Raw genomic sequence first — 17,283 nt, forward strand, 5'->3', positions numbered from 1 at the left:
CTTGCACACCCGAGTATCTCATGCACTTGTACATGATCAGTCACTGGCAATGAAGGATGCCACGCCCCCTTAAAGCTCTGTACCCGCGCCTCCTCTAAAAATCATCGGCTTTTTAAAATTACACCACTCATATATTGATTTAAATCGCGAAAATCGTTAACCCGCCAAGAGAATGGCGATAGCTTTACACCATTCTCCCGTAAAGTTCTTGGAATCAAGTCGCCATTGGGTCGCAGTATGACTGATGAAACAATAACGCCTGGATAATCATTTAGGCGCTTTTTAAATGCGGATGTCGTTAGATCAGGCGTGGGCGGATTGCTTTTATTTGCCAACGGCCCCGTCCCCTTGATATCGGCTCCGTGACACATAGCGCATCGCTGTAAATAGAGATTTTTTCCATTGGCATTATCCGCGAAAGATAGGGATGCTTGAATCAACGACATAACCCCTAGCGAAACGATGAGTAATACTTTTTCTTTCATTTTTTATGTGGCCTTATTGGAAAAACCAGATCTGAATCGAAGGAAAACCCCGGTCATACCTCTACAACATTCAACTCTCTCGAGAACATCTAGACCGAGATCATTCATTAGCAAGATGCTTCCCCCCCCGAGAAGTAAACTTCAGACCAAAGGGTATTTCGTTTGACATGCCCGACCACTAGCCTGATATCAGCTCGTTGATTTAACAGAACAATCCTAATGACGGTGATTAGAAGCTCGCCATTCTCCTTCGAGACGCTCTTGCGTGCAACGATCGTCCAGAAAGGCTAATGAACAATCCCCTCTAGAACTGGCCGACGTCATCAGCAGCACGCAATTCAGTGGTGACGCACCGCACGCCAGGAAACTGGGTGAGCTGGAAAAAGGTTAAGCCCGCACGCGCCACGCCCACTCTGCCTCGTCCAATCAACTATAACGCTCATGGCTGGAGTAACGCCCGCAGTTGCAAAGGAACTTCAATAACTTCTCTGGTAATCGGTGAGACGCAAACGTGTGTAAGGCTAGAAGTAAATGCCATAACATCTGGCGTCAAACTGCCCTCGACTAAAAATGTGAACGAGTGAAGCCCAACACTGGAAACACTTACCTTAATTGAAAGCTCATCATCCCAAGTGACCGGATGAAGAAACTCCAGCGAGAAGGCCCTTGCTGGAGGCAGTAAATTAAAACCTAGCAGCGTTCTTAATCCGGGTCCGGACAGCCAAACTGTAAGTGCATCATGAACGGCCTCAACCACAAAGTACGAAAACCTAGGTGTATAGACAATCCCCTCCGGATCACAGTCGCCGAACAATACCTTCCTCTTGATAATCACTGAGTTCGGCACAAGATCAATCCTTAATATTGAGTGACGAAGTTATAACAACCAACTCGCAGCTGCTGTTTGCCCAAGGACACGATACCTCCCTCCCTTCTCCACTGCATAGACGGTATAGCGGCCAAGGACGAAGTCATTTCTGAAAAAAGTCGTGATGCAGCAATCCCCAGAAGCCGCGAGCATCTAGGCCGTGACCGGCTGGGTCGCCGCCGATGGACGTGTCTGGGGTAACAATGAGCGTATGCCGCGCTGGCGCGGCGCTACGTGGCTTTAGCAAGCGTCAGCTCAAGGGAATGCTCCACTTTGAAGGTGTCGTGCGTGGCCGTCAGACTGTTCAGCAAGGAAAGACCAAGGCTAAACGCCATGTTGAAATCACTGACGAGCTGAAGATTGTTCTTGATCGAATAATGGCAAGGAAGAAATCCCACCAGCTCCACTCGATGCGGCTGACCGTGGCAGAAGCTGGCACGCCATGACGGCGGCGATGTTACGCAGGCGCGTTTGATATGACCAGAGAGGCCGCAGGAGTTGAAAAACCCGACTTCCAGATGCGTGATTTGCGCGCCATTGCTGGCACAGACAAGGTGGAGTCGAGCGGCAATATCACGTGTCAGGGCCGGCCGAGTCTGTATTAGGATCGTACTCGCCGGGTTTGATGTCGCGGATGATCACGGTTTGGCCGAACTCTGTGATCATCTCCAGAGCCATCACGGCCATTTCGTCGTAGAAGGCCATGGTGGCTCCAGATGTAAAAAAGCCCAGCACGATGGCTGTGCTTATGTCGCTACGAGGAAAACTTAACTGCCTGCTTGCCTTACGCGACGATCATATTCTTTGAGCATTTCATCGGCAGCTGCTGCAGCTTTCTGATGAGCTTTCTCATCCCATTTACCGGAAGCGATGTAGCCGCTAAGCAAATCGTCAAAGATTCTAATAATCACCATAGAGCCCCTCGTTAAGCTAACCGGTAAAAACCGCTCGTACTTGTAAGGGTATCTCTGATCTCAAAAACGCAAGTCCGTTTGCGCAATTAGTTGGTTCCGGCCTTCCGTCCCCCCACAACACCAACCGGGCAAGCCCCGGATAGGACGCCCCATGCCCACAGAAACCCAACACCAGGAACATCGAGTAGCTGCCCTTCAGTCCGACCTAAACACCAAGGACGAGCAGATAGGCGCTCTCACCTTCAGCGACAACGAGCGCGAGCTATCGCGCCGGAGTTGGTTCGATGAAGCGAAGCGGCTGGAGAAGGAGGTCGAGGCTCTGCGCAAGGCCCTGAAATTCTGCGCCGATCGGGAGCATTACCACTTTGAGAGTGGGAACTGGGACACAGTAAGCGGAGAACCGCTGAATATCCTTTGGTGCGGCGATGAGCCCGATTTCATTGAAGATCGCACGGTTGCGCACACCGCACTATCCGCCAGCGTAGAGCCGATCAACGACCTCTGCGCAGAAGGAGCTCATGCGTTCGTTCCGCTTCGTAGCGACTGCGTGAGGTGTGGCGCGCTCTACAGCGCAGAGCCGAGCGCGCCGGTTGCGGTGGTGCCCGACGGCTACAGCATCATGCCCCGCCACCTTACAGCGGAGAACGGCGCCAAGGCCCTGCTACTTGGGGAGTTCAAGCTTCGAGTTATCACAGAATGCCCTGAATGCTGCGAGCTGGAGGACCCCACAGAGGGCTGCGACATCTGCGACGCTGAAGGCGAGTACGGGCAAAAACACACCATCCCGTGGGACCAGATCAAGTTCATCTACAGCGAGGCGGTAGAGGGCCTGGCCGTGAAAGCTGAACCAGCCAAATCCTGAAAGGAGTACATTTGTACTCCACCCATAAAAATCGAACTCTCATCTAATTCAGCCGCTGAAAAATCGAATGACTGGAGCCAGAAAGCTGATCTTGCCCATCGCTTTTACAAAGCGTTCAAAGGCCTTTTCGCTAAGGATGAACGCGGGTATGAAAAAGATGCTCGAAACCACAACAGTCAATAAAAATCCAATCCAATCAGTACTAACAAGGACGGCGATCGCTACGCCCAGCATCAATAGCCCCCCTGAAAAGAACAACCGCCGAGCAAATTTTTGATTTGGATATTGATTGAACATGATGAGGCCACCCTTGCCGCTTTCAACCACAGTAGTTCCAGGGTGGATTCTTGTCGAAGCATGCCCTCTTTCACCCCCCCTTAATTCCCCTTAGCAGCGGCTGCCCAACCCTCCCCAGCAGTAACCCCTCCCCCACATTTAATTCAGCCGCTATAGCGGCCAAGGACGAAGTCATGCCTGAAGAAAGAACGGTAACCATCCCGGCCCGGTAGCAGCACGCGGTCCAAGCCTCAATCACCGTGACGCTCCCGCGGATTTGCCAGCGGTGCGGCGGCCTGCGCGGCGAACCCTACTCAGCCTTCAGCTGGTCGTTCACAGCTGGATCAAGCCTTGTGGGCACGTCGAGACATACAGCCAAGTCCGCCGCGATCTGGAGGTGCAGCCATGATCCGCCCTGCTCTACCTCGCCTGGAACATCTACACGGGGCCAAGGCCATGAATGACGTTGCCGAACCTGCGCGGCCTAGACCAAATCCAGCGTTACCCATAACCGTAAATGCACTTTTGGTTCATTGCCCGAGGTTAGGCTGGACCGGAATCAGATCCTGAACTTTTGCGCAAGAGTAGGTGTTGGAATAGTCGAAGAATTTCGGCCTTAATTCGGAGCCGTAGCTCATACATTGGAACGCAGACGAGCCTTTTTGCAAGATTAGAAAGTGAACCGTGCCAACTCTTGCTGGCGACTGGTAGGCGGCTTTGATCTCATAGCCACTGCTTAATAGATCGGTCACCTTTTGAGTTTCTGCCAAGGCCAATGTGCTAGTGACTAGTAGGCCCAGCAGCGAGATGCTCAGGGCATTTTTTGCAATACGATTCGTTCTTGGCATGAGTCCGTCATCCGTGAAGGGAAAATGCCAAGTTACCTAAGTTCAACAAAACCGTCACGGCCCAAGCCAGCTGAGTCGTAAAACTCAGCGGACGGGTCACACTCCGACAGGACTGGTCCAGAAGAGTCCGCCAGACCCGAGAGCCCTGGACTTGAAATGAAGGGATAGGCCGGGCGAACGCTGCAAACCACAGCCAGGCGCAACGCCAGGGCAAATCAGCACCATCTGAAACAACACCCTCAACAATCGGAAAGCCTGCCGGCGATGGCGGGCGGGAAACACGCATGTCCGTCATAAAAGTTCAGTGCTGCCGCTGCAAGAACAAGGACATGGAAAGCGAGCGGCTAAAAGTGCCAACCAAGAAGTACGGCTCGGGCGTCAGCGACATGATCTGTCCAAGGTGCCGGTGCACCACCTACTACCGGCTGCAGGCCGAGTAACCACCTTCTGCCGCTACGTGCGGCGTGGATACCCTATGGACATTCAATTTTTATCGCACCAAGAGGTCGGCGAACTGACCGGAGCAAAGACCAAGGCCGGGCAGATTTCCGTGCTTGTTCGAAACGGAATTCGGCACACCATCAAACGCAGTGTCTGGCCTTGTGTGATCACCGCGGCGCTTGCGTCGTTTTGTGAGTAAATCGGCTTGTAGGGAAAAAGGTAGCCGGACCACCATGTCTACGCTGGAGTGCTTAGGCGTCGTTTTCCCCCTGATTAAGCTCAGGGTAACCTCCTTCCCTATAGGTAAGAAGAAATGGCAAGCGAAGAGATTTCTGTTCGAGTTCGGAATGATGCAAGCAAGTCTAAATGAATCGCCCCGGATTTTTTTTAGACACCCTGCAAGCTCATTGGACTGCTGATCTTGCTCAATAGAAGTACGGGCCGTACGCCTACAGCGTACGGCCCGTACTCTTCACTCACTCGTCGATCCCGATACGCTTGAGGCTTTCCAGAGCCTTACCGCATTCAGGCGAACCATGCCGCACTCCACTGGACAGGGCGCTTTTGAGGCTCAAGACACCGGCCACAAAGCCGAATTGTTTGCCGACCTCAAACCCATTCGCGACCCCGTTGTCGTACGCTATCTCAGCGAGCCTGTTGATAAGCGACATGGCTTCTTGTTTCTTGGTTGTGTTTTCCATCGTTAACTCCGCGAGCAATTGAGCTCATTTCGCTTGGTTTGATGGTGGGGCCTTCAGGTTTGGGGTAAGCGAATCCCGCTCCCATAGCCAATCCCTAGAGGGGGCATAGCCCCGCCACCGAAAGAAAAAATCAGCTATTGAGAGCAGCAGGTGACTCTTGGTCGTCGCTAGTACTCGGCCTACCGCACAGGCACTGAGTGGGCACATCCGGATAGCCGCTGTGTTTCTCGATGAACAGTGTTCGACAGGTGGCGCACCCATGGATTCGCGGCAAGGACTTCAGGCCATCCGGCAGCACATCGCTTAGGGGCTCGTCATTCCAAGGAGCGCCGTCGAGGATTCTGGAGCGAAGGATATTTCCCAGTCGCCAGGTATTCCCTTGCGTACGCCAGGACCACATCGGGGTAGAAAGCGAATACTGGGTAAAGATCTCTTTCGACCGCTTGGAGAGCATCGGGTATTTTGGGCGGGTCCAGCCGGAATCGATAATACTGAATCCCATGCCCATCTCAGCGCTCGGGTGGGTCTGTTCGCCGAAGAAACGGTCGTGCGTCGCTGGAGCTGTGGCTTGATGGTCAGTCGGTGGAAACACCCACAGATAACACTCACTTCGATTAACCATGCTGACAAGCTCGCTTTGCCCGCGAATAGGGGAGGCCGCCGCTAGGGCGAAGCGATCCTTCCAAGACGTTTTTGGATGCGGCGCTATCCCAGCAGCGATGGCCAACGTGGCCGTCTTCGGGGCGAATCTATCGCCGTTCTCGTTCAGGTCCAGATTCTTGCAGAGCGCGTTGAAGGCCTTCTTGCGAGTCTTCGAGGTAAAGGATGGGTCGAGGAGCAGGCGAACCTGGTTCACTCCGATCCCAGCAGTTCGTAGTGACTCGATGACCTCTTCAGCTACGCCGACCGCTTGAAGATCAGTCAATCCCAAGCACTTCTTCGCACGCTCGATTGTCGCGTAGAGGTTGTACTGTCCAGTGTCATTGGCGCGGCAAACTTGGATAGGCAGCTTGTCTTTGGAAGCAACTTCCGGAGCAACGGAGCCGATGGCAGCGTGGAGCAGTTGGTGGATGACCTGATGATCGTACGGGCGGCCAGAAGCCGAGAACGATACGTGGAGTTGAGCAGCGAGAGGTTGGAGCAGATTTTTTGCAGACATGAATATCCCCTAATCTTCGACGTTGGGGTTAGCTGCGCTTGTAGGGCCGTTAGACGCGAAGCTGGACGTCGAATCAGGTTCAATCATGAGTAGGAGTCAGATTTAATTTGCTTGCACGGCCACCATGCAAAGTCTGACCCAGCAATGACACCAGATTCGCTCGCATTTGGCAAGCCAGACATTCAGGTAAGCGGATGCAGATTAAGCGTCTAACCAAGTCACCTCCCGAAGGCCTAGGCCGCTTTTTCGGAGCAGTTCCAATAAACGCCTCATTTCAACATCCGATGGTTTGCGTTAGGAGGCGTTTTGTAGTGGTCTAATGAAACCGGACACCCATTTAGGCGAGAATGCTCGCCAGATCGAGGTGTCAGATGACCAAACAACGCCGCTCCTTTACTCCTGAATTCAAGCGCGAGGCTGCCGACCTTGTGCTCAAACAAAACTACAGCTACATCGAAGCCAGCCGTTCACTCGGCATTGCGCCGCTGGGTTGACCAGATTCAGAAAGAACATAAAGGCGTCACCCCGCAGAGCAAGGCACTGACTCCGGAACAGCAAAAAATTCAGGAGCTGGAAGCCCGGATTGCTCGGCTTGAGCGAGAGAAATCAATACTAAAAAAGGCTACCGCGCTCTTGATGTCGGAAGATCACGAGCGTTCGCGCTGATTGACCAGTTGAGCGCCCATGAGCCGGTTGATTGGCTGTGCAAGGTGTTTGACGTCACTCGCTCGTGCTACTACGCCCAGCGCCTGCGGCGCCGCACGCCGGATGTTGAACGGCTTCGATTGCGTAGTCGCGTCAGTGAGCTGTTCTCGCAAAGTCGTAGCTCTGCGGGCAGTCGCAGCATCCTGTCGCTGATGCGTGAAGACGGTGAGCAACTCGGTCGATTCAAAGTGCGTAGCTTGTGCGCGAGCTTGATTTAGTCAGCAAACAACCCGGCTCCCATGCCTACAAACGAGCAACAGTAGAAAGACTGGATATCCCGAACACATTGAACCGCGAGTTCGACGTGACTGCGCCCAATCAAGTCTGGTGCGGCGATATCACCTACATTTGTGCACAAGGAAAGTGGCATTACCTGGCTGTCGTCCTGGATCTTTGTACGCGTCGGATCGTGGGCTGGGCGCTGTCGGAAAAGCCAGACGCTGAGCTGGTGATCAAAGCGCTGGATATGGCTTACGAGCAGCGTGTCAGGCCTTCGGATGTGCTATTCCACTCAGACCAGGGATCGCAATATGCAAGCCGACTCTTTCGCCAGCGGTTGTGGCGATACCGCATGCGCCAAAGCATGAGTCGACGAGGAAACTGCTGGGATAACGCACCGATGGAGCGCGTATTTCGCAGCTTGAAAACAGAATGGATACCGACCGTGGGCTATCGAACTGCGCAGGAAGCACAGCGCGATATCAGCCATTTTTTGATGCATCGCTACAACTGGATTCGGCCTCATCAATTCAACGATGGGTTGGCTCCAGCGCGGGCCGAGGAAAAACTTAACGTCGTGTCCGGGATTAGTTGACCACTACATTTCTGTCATTGCCGCCGGCATGTACGTCCGCTTAATCGTATTCCTTGCGAGTGGTCATGCTCAAAGTTAGTACTATGATCGGCGTGGGTCGGATGAAGCTTTCGCTCTATTCCGATCTCACGATCATAGCCCCCCCTCTGCGTGACATCCGATCTACCTAGACATGATCTGGATATCGCCCCCCTCAAGGCCAAGCAATACGAACTGTAATGGATACCCCTTACGGTTGAAACCGTTCTGTTCGCGTTTGCTGGCGTACTGGGCATCCGAAAAATTCCCTAGGCCGCTGATGTGATAGACAGCTGCTAAAAGCATGCTAGCTTTTTGATATAGGGCATGTGACTCAAGCCAGAGGCAGAAAATTAGCTACCCCCAAGGTGACCAATATGAAAAAACGGATGGTTTTCTTACTGGCATTTGTCGCAGCGACTGGGTGTTCAAACATGAGACAGCCGGGTTTCTCGGAAAGAGACCTATATATTGTCAATACACCTGAGTATCCAGACAACAGGGTATTCTATCTTCAAAGCCAGACAAACAAAGAATTTGAAACCCCCCTACTTAATAGCTTTCAAGTAGCTGCCACCAACACCCGAAATGATCCTACCCACGGCCAACCACTATCTATAATAATAAATTCCATATCACTCCCTCAAGCCTTAAAAGAAAGCGACAAGGAAGAATCAAAAGACATTGCTGTGATTCTCGACATATCAGCAAAAAACCAGGGAGCCAGCCAATCAATTGTTGCCTGGTATCAGCGAGGAGTGCTTCCTGGGCAATCCTTGAACTTCTCAAATCTTTTAGTCTTTCACCAAGAAGTATGGGATGACCAAGTTCCTCCTTTGATTAGAGTTCGCGTAATGGATGTTGCAACGGAAAGAAATCTAGACACAAGGGAAACATTATCAGAGGTTTCTAAATATGGAGGGGCTGTAGCTCTTGCTCTGCAAAACCCGGCGTTATCACAGGTCATACCAACCGCAACGCGTGCCGCTAGCCTCATCCTGGCCAACACCAGTAATAAAATGCTTATTGATTACTCCGTTCAGTTTTATAAATCATCGACTGAGCGAAACGTTGGCACGCCCTACCTAACTCCATTGAAGACAGGTCGATTTGTATTGGTTGGCAGAGCAAGGGGCGATCTGTCAAAACTCGACTTCTGGAAACGCAGCTTTGTATATGACGAAATAAATGGAAATATTTTAGCAAAAACCGCTCAGCAACAAGATATAATTACAAGCCCTGTTGTGTCTCTGATTGTAAACAAAGACGACATAATTGTTCCTTCATTAGTTGCAGCCAAGTCAGCATACTTAACAAGCACACTCACAAATGCAAAAATAGAAAACCTAGATCAATTCAAGAGCGACGTCAATGATTTCGAGAAGCGCTCCGAGGCGCTTATTTTACGTGAAAAAGTTCGCAGGTATAGAAATACAGCGGATCTAGACGAGTTTATAAAGCTAATTAACAATACGGAAAACCCGCCCCCAAGTGATGTCAAGGACTCATCCGTTCGATTTCTAAGTAGAATTACAGGCTGCCGAACTCTTTCAGCAACGAGCCTTGGTGATTGGTGGGATGAAAATCAAGACACTGCTTTCTTTGATGACAATGAGTTAAAGATCATTGCGAAATGCCCAACCATTAGCGAGGCAAGACAATGACCCCCCTTAATTTCTACGCCCTCTGTTTACTGACATCCAGTATGATTTTAGGCATACCAAACTCTCACGCTTCTGCTTGCACTCAATCGGAAATGGATGAGATATCAAAGGCCTCCAAATCAATGAAAGAGGTATTATTTAATCACTCCATATGCACATCAATTGGAGCAAACTCCCAACGTTCACAATGCTGGCTCAATAATCCATTAACGACTGAGGAGCACCAAGCATATATCGAAGTTGAAAATAAGTATGCTTCATTTCTCGCCTCATGCGAATGGGATAGTATAAAATACAATCTTGGAAATTTTAGGCAAGCTTTTGGCTTTGAATGTGAAGCCTTCGACGCTTTCGTCTCAATAAAGGATTCACCTCGCTACAAAGATCTTGATAGAATCAAGGCTGAATCAGCTCTCCAGTGCGCTTCAAACTCCCAAAGAAGCGAGTTGTTTGATAAAAAAAGAGCGCTGCTTGGTGAGTTTATAAAAGGTGCTGTCAAACGAAGCTCAGAATCTTCCAACCGAAAAACGACCGGAAGACTATTAAGCGTTTGGAGAGATTACTTCGTCTTAGGTTCTAGCACGAAAGACTCGCTATCCGTCGCCAACTCAATTCATAGTAGTGATAGCGAATGGGAAAATTGGAAACTATTTCTAGAACCTCTCAGGATGCAACTTGCATCTTGGAGAAACTCCCTATTTCCCGACAGACACAACATAAAAACAACCGCAAAACAATACGAAATATCTGTTTCAAAATTAACCAATTAGAAAATGTACGTCCCCAACCACAACCGGCTTAGTTATACCCTTTTGCTCACAAGCTGGTTGCATATCGGGCAAGCGCTAGCAATTTGCGAGAGTAAACAACCCAGCTAATGATGTCCATGTACCACCATTCATGACTAGAATGATTCCCTGCACTGCCAGTGAAATGCAGAACAGAGCTCTCATAATGGCTATCAGTGCAGGTGGTATGTCGAAGATCCATTTCTCCGGTAGTGCTGCCTGAAATAGTCTGCATTTTCTCTTGATCAGCATGTTTATCAACTTAATGCGATATTCACCAGGTCATTGGGGATAAGTGCTGCTTAACCAGGTAAACACGAATCTACCTCTCTCTTCATTTTAGCTAAAAGTGGCGGAAAAATATCTAGTGGAGATTGTTCCGACAAAGGGCGTAAACACCCAAAAGAATAACTTCAGAGAGATGAAAAACCTTCTCGCCTTCTTCGATGATCCACCAGGCCCACTCGATAACATCGAGCCGATACACATTAGGCAGTATCTGACCTGGCGTGAGTCGGCGCCTGTACGCGCCGATCGGGAGAAGGCTCTATTTAGTGCGATCTGGAACTATGCCCGTAATAAGGGCTATACAGCTCTCGCCACCCACTGCACAGGGATCAAGGGTAACAAGGAGACGGGGCGAGACAACTACGTTAAAGACGAACTGTTCCAGAGGGTTTTACGAAAAGCTGATGTCGGGCTCCAGGACGCAATGGACCTCTTCTATCTGACCGGTCAGCGCATTGCCGACACATTGAAAATGGATGAACGCGATATCCGCGATGGCCGCTTAACTGTTCAACAAGGAAAGACCAAGGCAAAGCGCCGCATCGAAATCACTGGCGAACTGAAGATAGTTCTTGATCGAATAATGGCGAGGAAGGACTCCCACCAATTCCGCTCGACGCGGCTGATCGTTTTGGAAGATGGCACACCATTGACGGTCGCAATGCTACGAAGAAGATTCGACCTTGCTCGAGAGGCGGCCGGGGTTAAAAAGGCTGATTTTCAAATGAGGGATCTGCGCGCAAAAGCAGGCATGGAGAAGTTCGAAGCTAGCGGAGATATTCTGCAGGCACGCGACCAGCTTGGGCGCACAACTGTCGTCATGACCGAGCACTACATTCGCAATCGGATAGGTAAGAAGGTCTCGCCAACAAAGTAGATTGCGGCAACATTGTAGGATTGCGGCAATTTGCTTTCTGTCTAAGGAGCAATGAAAGAAGCCTAACCCCTTGATATATATGGTGCCCGAAGCCGGAATCGAACCGGCACGCCCTTACGAGCGGGGGATTTTAAGTCCCATGCGTCTACCAGTTTCGCCATTCGGGCGGTAGCGCGATCACGCGGCACTGGAACAGTCAATCGGCATCAGGCCGGCCAGTGCTTAAAGCAGGGTGTGGAATATATACATCCAGTCCTTGTGAAGCAAGGTCGAAGCAGGCAAAAAAACCTCTCCCTTCACTCTGAGCCCTGTGTAAAAAAACACAGTAAATCAGCAGCCTACAGCGGCGGTCTGATAATCCTGGATAGGGTCATCAAACATCGCGTCGACTTGTTAAGCGGCGCCAAGACTAACACGGAGAATTTATCCAACCAACTGATTTATAAAGACTTATCACCAGCCACAAGTTCATTCGAGAGGGGCGCCAGTCAAACCATGCAATCCGTTCAGCGCGAAGCGGGCCCTTGGCAGGTCTCAAGCTTCAGCCAGAAAATTCAACGATAGTTTGAGTTTGAGCGAGTCGTCCTGGGGGGCGGCCAACTCGGTTTCCAGGTGAGTCGAAAACGCCTGTTCCACTGGCGCCTCCGGGCCCTTGACCTGGGTCGCTGTGCGGTTGTTTTCCAGCACCTTTGACAGTTGTGCGTAGGTGTAATTGGCGGGAGGCGTATTGCCTATGTTCATGGAGGTCGTCCTTGATATCGAGTCAATCCGCAAGGACAGATCGAAGAGTCAAAAGTCATGGCATGCCGCGTCCCGGTTCATTGACCAGATACTGACGCTGCGATGGGATACTACAGGCCCTGGGCTGGATATAAGCACATCGATAGCCAACGGAGTTCGCCCAGTACACATGACCTCGCCATCCATGAACCGGTAAAGAGTCATAGATACCGGGCGAACGCCACAAAACTATGCGTTCGGAATGACATGTTCAACTGTCACCAATGACAACCGGGGGGTGTTAACCAGCGTAGTTGGTAAAACCACCGGCAAAGCCTCTGCGCCCTGCCCGCAGCTCAGTACGCAACTCGCCGATCAGGTTGGAGATGTCGCGCACACTGGTGAGCTCGGCAGTCGAGACTCCGGTTAACAATAAATCCACCCGGCCTGAATCGGCATCGTAGATCTTGATCGTCAGGGAGCCGCTGGGATGCACGCTGCAGACGCAGGAAAGCGGGAGAAAGCCGGACTCCAAGATGTGGCAAAGCTCGCTGGTGGAGAGCATGGCTTATCGCCTGTGTGGAATTTTGTGGATTTTTCCCATTCAGAATAGGTCAGCGCCTGATCCTTTGTATCGAAAAAACACACAACAAATGCTAACTACCTCTCAGTTCTACTGCGCAGATTCTGCGCCAAGCCACGCACTGATCGCCTGGGTCTACCTGCTTCTCCAGCGTTATTCTGCGCTGTGCTTTTTTCCGTCAGTTGTGTAAGTTTCAAACCTATGAACCTGAATCTTCAGTCCCGCCCCGCCGCGATTATGACCGCCTGCATCAGCAAGGTGGGCTAGCGGTCGTTCAACCCCTAATCATCCCGCCTCGGAGGCGGGTTTTATCACCCGTCTTCTGAAGCGCAAACCCCAGGAGACAAACATGAGCCACTCACCCCCTGCTGTTCTACACCTGCTGTGCGGCAAGATCGCCTCGGGTAAATCCACACTGGCCAAGCGACTGGCCCAAGCTCCCGACAGCGTGTTGATCTGTGAGGACCAATGGCTGGCGCAGTTGTATCCGGGCCTTATTCATTCAGTTGCTGACTATGCGCTGCATGCCCAGCGCCTGAAAAACGCGCTGGAGCCTTTGCTGATCAGTCTGTTGCGTGGTGGCAACAATGTCGTACTGGACTTCCCCGCCAATACTTTGGCCCAACGCGCCTGGTTGCTAGCCTTGGCAGATCAAGCACAGGTCGAGCATCGACTGCACCTGTTGAATGTCGATGAGGATGTCTGCCTGAGAAGACTGCGGGAACGTAACAGCCAGGGAGATCACCCCTTTAGTACCAGCAAGGAACAATTCGAGCTGATCTGCCGTTACTTCGAGCTTCCACAGACTGAAGAAGGACTGCACATCCTGGAGCATTGAATTGCGGGATTGTCGCCCGTAATGCCGGGCCGGCTTCTGAAGCTTGCGTAGGAAGGGTGCGTCGAGAAAGGCGGCGGAGACAAATTTCAGGCAAAAAAAAGCCCAAGTAGCTGATGGACACTTGGGGCTAAAAATGCATAAACCGTGGTAGGTGAACGCGGAGCTATAGTAACGGAACAGTACATTCTGTAACAAGATATTTTGAAGAAAAAAACGCAAATAAAATCACCTAAGTCATTAAATATCCACACTTTTTTTGAGTACTTTAGTTTCATGTCACACCTTCTCGCACCTTTTTAGGCACCAAGATGATGCGCCTGAATTGCCCATCACCGCAGTGCGAGAGTCCGTCCACCGTTAAACGAAAATGCGCTGAAAATTCACAGAATCGCAACAGACAGACAACGTTGCTCACCTTAAATTGCCGGCACTTGCCTGAATGGAATGTGTGGGTATGAATGACTTTCTCGACGCCCTGCCCCTGATGCTGTGCCTGTCCACCTTTGCCTGGTGTTGCTGGGGCTAGGCTTTGTACGAAAGTGATACTGCGTTGAAAACGGTTCCAGCCCTCTTCTCACGCCGACTCGACGACTGCGGTGGCACTGAATAGTGCCTGCCCTAGCGCTCGTGCCCGTTCCAGGCAAGGCGCCACATCGCCGCTCTCCGAGTCAAACATCAGTTGCGAGGTCAGTACCCTGGCGCCGCAGTAGTCGAAGATTCCATGGTCGATCTGGGTCTGCATCGCGCCGAGATAACCATGTCGCTCATAAGTGCCAACGTCGGCCCCGGCAACGCCTATCAGGTGCACGCTCAGTCGCCCTAGCTTCTTCTCCAGCTTGGCGTCCGCGCGAAAATCGAAGGCCCAGCCATTGGAGAACACGCGATCAATCCAGCCCTTGAGCAGCGCCGGCATGGACCACCAATAAACCGGATAGACCAGCACCAGAGCATCGGCGCGGTCGATCCGTGCCTGTTCGGCGAGCACATCGGCGGGAGGAAGCACCTGGGTACGATGCACAGCAATATCGGCAGCACCGAAGCGTGGTTCGAACCCTTCAGCCCAGAGATCGGCAATCTCGAATGAATGCCCGGAACCGCCCCCCAGCCCCTCGGCAATCTGCGCCGCAAGGCTATGGGTGAGAGACTTGGGATCATGATGGGCGACAACAATAAGTGCATGCATGGCGAGTACTCCTGCGGACGGATTGCGCTGGGGGATTGAGCTTTATATACTTTTAGTAAGTTACTGCCGATAAGTTACTTTTGGTATATAGCCATGTCAAGCAGTCAGAAAACCGATTCCACTTCATCGCCGCGACGGCGCCTGTCGCGGGAGCAACGCCTGCAACAACTGATGGCCGTAGCCTGGCAGATTGTCCGTGAGCACGGCACCGAGGCGCTCACCCTGGGATATCTGGCGGAACAGGCCGGCGTCACCAAGCCGGTGGTCTACGACCATTTCGGCACTCGAGCGGTGCTCCTGGCGGCGCTGTATCAGGACTTCGACCAGCGCCAGACGCTGCTGATGGAACAGGCCCTGCAAACCAGCGAACCGACCCTTGCCGCCCGCGCGGCAGTCATTGCCACGTCCTACGTCGACTGCGTGCTACTGCAGGGCCGCGAAATCCCCGGGGTGATTGCCGCCCTGGCCAGTTCGCCGGAGCTTGAGATCATCAAGCGCGAGTACCAGGCAATATTCCTAGAGAAATGCCGCCATGCTCTGGAACCCTTCGCTACCGGAGCCGTGATCGCAAGGGCCGGGCTGCGCGCCATGCTGGGTGCGGCCGAAGCGGTTTCCCACGCGGCGGCGCTGGGAGAAATCACTCCCGCACAAGCCCAGGAAGAACTCTGCGCCACCATCGTGGCCATGGTTGAAAGAGCACGCGCCAGCACCTCTGCAACCCAATGAGCCACTGCCCGGATATCAATGACCGGCCCCAGCGCCAGTCCTGCAAAGGAAAAGCAATGTTGCTGACACGATTGGAACCGCTGGATCAATTGCTGGAACGCTATCGCCAAGAGTTGGGCAAGGACTTCACCGGCTATCGCAACCACGTGTACCGGGTCATCAACTTCTGCAACTTGCTCATCAATGCCGATGCCCAGCAGTTGCAGAAACTGGCCATAGCTGGCGCCTTCCACGACCTGGGCATCTGGACCGCCAAGACGTTCGACTACCTACCGCCATCGCTGCGCCTGGCTGAAAACCACCTGGATGAAATAGACAGGTCCGAGTGGAAAGCCGAAGTGCTGGCAATGATCGAACAGCACCACAAGATCACCGCCGCCCCACCCCCAGGCAGCCTGGTGGAACGTTTTCGCCGAGCCGACTGGATAGATGTGTCGCTGGGAATGTTGAATTTCGGCCTCTCGCGAGACGATCGCCGCCGGGTATTTTCAGCCTTTCCTGATGCAGGCTTTCATCTGCGCCTGGTTCAGCTGTCTTTCAAGCAACTGCTGATCCGCCCCTGGAAACCTTTGCCCATGCTGCGCCTCTGATCCTCCGGCTATCCGGCCCGCGGCTAAAGGCTGGAGCGCGTAAACTGCATCCATTACTGGCAATACCGGCCGCGAATCAAGCGGCTGCAACCACCGAGAACAGCTATGTCGCCCCCCCCTAAGACCCTGCCGCCCCTGAGCGCTGAGGCTGAAACACAGCCGCTACCCCCGGACACCGTTGGACTCAACGCCGATGCCAACCCAGTGCTTTCGGTATTCGACTTCGACGGAACCCTCACTCGCCACGACAGTTTTGTGCCCTTTCTGAAGTTTGCCTTCGGGCAACGCGGGTTCAACCAACGGATACTCAAGCTGGCGCTACCCAGTCTGGGTTACCTGACTCGTCGCGTTGACCGCGACCGACTCAAGGCGCAATTGATCAGCACCTTTCTCAAGGGCATCGAGGCGGCGTGGCTCCAGCAACAGGCCGAAGCCTTCTGCCTGAAATCCTGGACCCGACTGATGCGCCCGAGTGGGCTGCAAGCCGTAGCCGGGGAACTGCGTTCCGGAGCGCTGGTGACCCTGTGCTCGGCGTCGCCGGCCCTGGTGCTGCAGCCTTTCGCCACACGCTTGGGCATCAGCCTGATCGGAACCGAACTGGAGGTGGTCGATGGCGTGCTGACCGGCCGCATCGCCGGCCACAATTGCCGTTGCGAAAACAAGGTACTGCGCCTGGAAAGTGTCTACGGCCCATTGAACCAATATCGACTCAGGGCCTGGGGCGATACCCGGGGTGACCGCGAACTCCTGGCGGCGGCACAGGACGCGCACTGGCGACACTTCCACCCGGCCTGGCGCCGCGGGCTTGGCGCTCGCTGACACCCGCCGCCCCCCTACACAACACCCGACCAACGGCAAACGGCCAGGAAAAAGATTCGCTATACCCAACAGCAGGCGCCCCTGCGGCCATGAGCCGGAGGGCGCCCGCGACGTCA

20 protein-coding genes, 1 tRNA gene and 2 pseudogenes are annotated in these 17,283 nt (G+C 52.8%); 11 read left to right on the plus strand and 12 right to left on the minus strand.

Annotated features, from left to right (window positions below; translation table 11 throughout):
- Positions 1 to 101: 101 nt before the first annotated feature.
- Both DWF74_RS02750 and DWF74_RS02755 read right to left on the minus strand, forming a co-directional pair.
- Positions 102 to 485: a c-type cytochrome gene (locus tag DWF74_RS02750; RefSeq protein ID WP_102882590.1), complete on the minus strand. Its 384-nt coding sequence runs from the start codon at positions 483 to 485 to the stop codon at positions 102 to 104.
- A 439-nt stretch (positions 486 to 924) separates the two neighbouring features.
- The gene (locus DWF74_RS02755; RefSeq protein ID WP_102882589.1) at positions 925 to 1,332 is read right to left on the minus strand and encodes an acyl-CoA thioesterase; all 408 of its coding nucleotides are present in this window, start codon (positions 1,330 to 1,332) and stop codon (positions 925 to 927) included.
- A 224-nt stretch (positions 1,333 to 1,556) separates the two neighbouring features.
- On the opposite strand from DWF74_RS02755, the gene DWF74_RS30335 reads away from it, so the two are divergent.
- Entirely contained in the window at positions 1,557 to 1,799 is a 243-nt protein-coding gene (locus tag DWF74_RS30335; RefSeq protein ID WP_162884059.1) for a hypothetical protein, read from the plus strand.
- Positions 1,800 to 1,926: 127 nt separating this feature from the next.
- Here DWF74_RS30335 and DWF74_RS30755 read toward each other — a convergent pair whose 3' ends face one another.
- Entirely contained in the window at positions 1,927 to 2,058 is a 132-nt protein-coding gene (locus DWF74_RS30755) for a hypothetical protein (RefSeq protein ID WP_258009275.1), read from the minus strand.
- 62 nt (positions 2,059 to 2,120) lie between these two features.
- Positions 2,121 to 2,267: a hypothetical protein gene (locus tag DWF74_RS30340; protein ID WP_162884060.1), complete on the minus strand. Its 147-nt coding sequence runs from the start codon at positions 2,265 to 2,267 to the stop codon at positions 2,121 to 2,123.
- Positions 2,268 to 2,418: 151 nt separating this feature from the next.
- Between DWF74_RS30340 and DWF74_RS02760 the strand changes: the two genes are divergently transcribed.
- Complete coding sequence (locus tag DWF74_RS02760) at positions 2,419 to 3,129, plus strand: hypothetical protein (RefSeq protein WP_115580255.1); 711 nt, start codon at positions 2,419 to 2,421, stop codon at positions 3,127 to 3,129.
- 48 nt (positions 3,130 to 3,177) lie between these two features.
- On the opposite strand, the gene DWF74_RS02765 is transcribed toward DWF74_RS02760, so the two are convergent.
- Entirely contained in the window at positions 3,178 to 3,456 is a 279-nt protein-coding gene (locus tag DWF74_RS02765; RefSeq protein ID WP_102863230.1) for a hypothetical protein, read from the minus strand.
- Positions 3,457 to 3,935: 479 nt separating this feature from the next.
- Positions 3,936 to 4,253, minus strand: coding sequence for a hypothetical protein (locus DWF74_RS02770; protein ID WP_102863229.1), 318 nt, complete (start codon positions 4,251 to 4,253; stop codon positions 3,936 to 3,938).
- Positions 4,254 to 4,728: 475 nt separating this feature from the next.
- Between DWF74_RS02770 and DWF74_RS02775 the strand changes: the two genes are divergently transcribed.
- The gene (locus tag DWF74_RS02775) at positions 4,729 to 4,893 is read left to right on the plus strand and encodes a DUF4224 domain-containing protein (RefSeq protein ID WP_115580256.1); all 165 of its coding nucleotides are present in this window, start codon (positions 4,729 to 4,731) and stop codon (positions 4,891 to 4,893) included.
- Between the two features lie 277 nt (positions 4,894 to 5,170).
- Here DWF74_RS02775 and DWF74_RS02780 read toward each other — a convergent pair whose 3' ends face one another.
- Together DWF74_RS02780 and DWF74_RS02785 are read right to left on the minus strand one after the other, a co-directional pair.
- On the minus strand, positions 5,171 to 5,395 hold the full coding sequence (locus DWF74_RS02780) for a hypothetical protein (RefSeq protein ID WP_115582409.1): 225 nt from the start codon (positions 5,393 to 5,395) through the stop codon (positions 5,171 to 5,173).
- A gap of 130 nt (positions 5,396 to 5,525) precedes the next feature.
- Positions 5,526 to 6,554, minus strand: coding sequence for a hypothetical protein (locus DWF74_RS02785; protein ID WP_115580257.1), 1,029 nt, complete (start codon positions 6,552 to 6,554; stop codon positions 5,526 to 5,528).
- Positions 6,555 to 6,925: 371 nt separating this feature from the next.
- Between DWF74_RS02785 and DWF74_RS02790 the strand changes: the two are divergent.
- From DWF74_RS02790 to DWF74_RS02795, 4 genes and pseudogenes are all read left to right on the plus strand, one after another.
- A pseudogene (locus DWF74_RS02790) lies at positions 6,926 to 8,073 on the plus strand (IS3 family transposase).
- 395 nt (positions 8,074 to 8,468) lie between these two features.
- Complete coding sequence (locus tag DWF74_RS30345; RefSeq protein ID WP_162884061.1) at positions 8,469 to 9,755, plus strand: hypothetical protein; 1,287 nt, start codon at positions 8,469 to 8,471, stop codon at positions 9,753 to 9,755.
- The gene (locus DWF74_RS30350; protein ID WP_162884062.1) at positions 9,752 to 10,525 is read left to right on the plus strand and encodes a hypothetical protein; all 774 of its coding nucleotides are present in this window, start codon (positions 9,752 to 9,754) and stop codon (positions 10,523 to 10,525) included. Before DWF74_RS30345 ends, DWF74_RS30350 begins: the two co-directional genes overlap by 4 nt.
- A 367-nt stretch (positions 10,526 to 10,892) precedes the next feature.
- Positions 10,893 to 11,708: pseudogene (locus tag DWF74_RS02795) on the plus strand (tyrosine-type recombinase/integrase); the annotation flags it as partial.
- 80 nt (positions 11,709 to 11,788) lie between these two features.
- Here the strand turns inward: DWF74_RS02795 and DWF74_RS02800 are convergent.
- The 3 genes from DWF74_RS02800 to DWF74_RS02810 form a co-directional block, all read right to left on the minus strand.
- A tRNA-Leu gene (locus tag DWF74_RS02800) sits at positions 11,789 to 11,875 on the minus strand.
- A 367-nt stretch (positions 11,876 to 12,242) separates the two neighbouring features.
- Positions 12,243 to 12,449 carry a hypothetical protein gene (locus tag DWF74_RS02805; RefSeq protein ID WP_115580259.1) on the minus strand — a complete coding sequence of 69 codons (207 nt, stop codon included), beginning with the start codon at positions 12,447 to 12,449 and terminating at the stop codon, positions 12,243 to 12,245.
- 280 nt (positions 12,450 to 12,729) lie between these two features.
- Entirely contained in the window at positions 12,730 to 12,993 is a 264-nt protein-coding gene (locus tag DWF74_RS02810; protein WP_102863157.1) for a DUF1652 domain-containing protein, read from the minus strand.
- Positions 12,994 to 13,360: 367 nt separating this feature from the next.
- Between DWF74_RS02810 and DWF74_RS02815 the strand changes: the two genes are divergently transcribed.
- Positions 13,361 to 13,849 carry an AAA family ATPase gene (locus tag DWF74_RS02815; protein ID WP_115580260.1) on the plus strand — a complete coding sequence of 163 codons (489 nt, stop codon included), beginning with the start codon at positions 13,361 to 13,363 and terminating at the stop codon, positions 13,847 to 13,849.
- Positions 13,850 to 14,423: 574 nt separating this feature from the next.
- On the opposite strand, the gene DWF74_RS02820 is transcribed toward DWF74_RS02815, so the two are convergent.
- Entirely contained in the window at positions 14,424 to 15,032 is a 609-nt protein-coding gene (locus DWF74_RS02820; RefSeq protein WP_115580261.1) for an NAD(P)H-dependent oxidoreductase, read from the minus strand.
- 93 nt (positions 15,033 to 15,125) lie between these two features.
- On the opposite strand from DWF74_RS02820, the gene DWF74_RS02825 reads away from it, so the two are divergent.
- The 3 genes from DWF74_RS02825 to DWF74_RS02835 all read left to right on the plus strand — a co-directional run bounded on the left by DWF74_RS02825 (position 15,126) and on the right by DWF74_RS02835 (position 17,167).
- Positions 15,126 to 15,758: a TetR/AcrR family transcriptional regulator gene (locus tag DWF74_RS02825; RefSeq protein WP_102863154.1), complete on the plus strand. Its 633-nt coding sequence runs from the start codon at positions 15,126 to 15,128 to the stop codon at positions 15,756 to 15,758.
- A gap of 56 nt (positions 15,759 to 15,814) precedes the next feature.
- Positions 15,815 to 16,348 (plus strand): hypothetical protein, encoded by a 534-nt coding sequence (locus DWF74_RS02830; protein WP_102863153.1) that lies wholly within the window; start codon positions 15,815 to 15,817, stop codon positions 16,346 to 16,348.
- A gap of 105 nt (positions 16,349 to 16,453) precedes the next feature.
- Positions 16,454 to 17,167, plus strand: coding sequence for an HAD family hydrolase (locus tag DWF74_RS02835; RefSeq protein WP_102863152.1), 714 nt, complete (start codon positions 16,454 to 16,456; stop codon positions 17,165 to 17,167).
- The last annotated feature ends 116 nt before the right edge of the window (positions 17,168 to 17,283 follow it).

It is taken from the genome of Pseudomonas protegens (assembly GCF_003363755.1).
Lineage (GTDB): Bacteria > Pseudomonadota > Gammaproteobacteria > Pseudomonadales > Pseudomonadaceae > Aquipseudomonas > Aquipseudomonas danubii.

Coding starts and splice junctions, on each gene's coding strand:
- DWF74_RS30755 (WP_258009275.1), bottom strand. CDS start 2,058: ATGGCCTTCTACGACGAAATGGCCGTGATGGCTCTGGAGATGATCACA.
- DWF74_RS02750 (WP_102882590.1), bottom strand. CDS start 485: ATGAAAGAAAAAGTATTACTCATCGTTTCGCTAGGGGTTATGTCGTTG.
- DWF74_RS02780 (WP_115582409.1), bottom strand. CDS start 5,395: ATGGAAAACACAACCAAGAAACAAGAAGCCATGTCGCTTATCAACAGG.
- DWF74_RS02835 (WP_102863152.1), top strand. CDS start 16,454: ATGTCGCCCCCCCCTAAGACCCTGCCGCCCCTGAGCGCTGAGGCTGAA.
- DWF74_RS02760 (WP_115580255.1), top strand. CDS start 2,419: ATGCCCACAGAAACCCAACACCAGGAACATCGAGTAGCTGCCCTTCAG.
- DWF74_RS30340 (WP_162884060.1), bottom strand. CDS start 2,267: ATGGTGATTATTAGAATCTTTGACGATTTGCTTAGCGGCTACATCGCT.
- DWF74_RS02775 (WP_115580256.1), top strand. CDS start 4,729: ATGGACATTCAATTTTTATCGCACCAAGAGGTCGGCGAACTGACCGGA.
- DWF74_RS30350 (WP_162884062.1), top strand. CDS start 9,752: ATGACCCCCCTTAATTTCTACGCCCTCTGTTTACTGACATCCAGTATG.
- DWF74_RS02810 (WP_102863157.1), bottom strand. CDS start 12,993: ATGCTCTCCACCAGCGAGCTTTGCCACATCTTGGAGTCCGGCTTTCTC.
- DWF74_RS30335 (WP_162884059.1), top strand. CDS start 1,557: ATGAGCGTATGCCGCGCTGGCGCGGCGCTACGTGGCTTTAGCAAGCGT.
- DWF74_RS30345 (WP_162884061.1), top strand. CDS start 8,469: ATGAAAAAACGGATGGTTTTCTTACTGGCATTTGTCGCAGCGACTGGG.
- DWF74_RS02825 (WP_102863154.1), top strand. CDS start 15,126: ATGTCAAGCAGTCAGAAAACCGATTCCACTTCATCGCCGCGACGGCGC.
- DWF74_RS02830 (WP_102863153.1), top strand. CDS start 15,815: ATGTTGCTGACACGATTGGAACCGCTGGATCAATTGCTGGAACGCTAT.
- DWF74_RS02805 (WP_115580259.1), bottom strand. CDS start 12,449: ATGAACATAGGCAATACGCCTCCCGCCAATTACACCTACGCACAACTG.
- DWF74_RS02820 (WP_115580261.1), bottom strand. CDS start 15,032: ATGCATGCACTTATTGTTGTCGCCCATCATGATCCCAAGTCTCTCACC.
- DWF74_RS02770 (WP_102863229.1), bottom strand. CDS start 4,253: ATGCCAAGAACGAATCGTATTGCAAAAAATGCCCTGAGCATCTCGCTG.
- DWF74_RS02785 (WP_115580257.1), bottom strand. CDS start 6,554: ATGTCTGCAAAAAATCTGCTCCAACCTCTCGCTGCTCAACTCCACGTA.
- DWF74_RS02815 (WP_115580260.1), top strand. CDS start 13,361: ATGAGCCACTCACCCCCTGCTGTTCTACACCTGCTGTGCGGCAAGATC.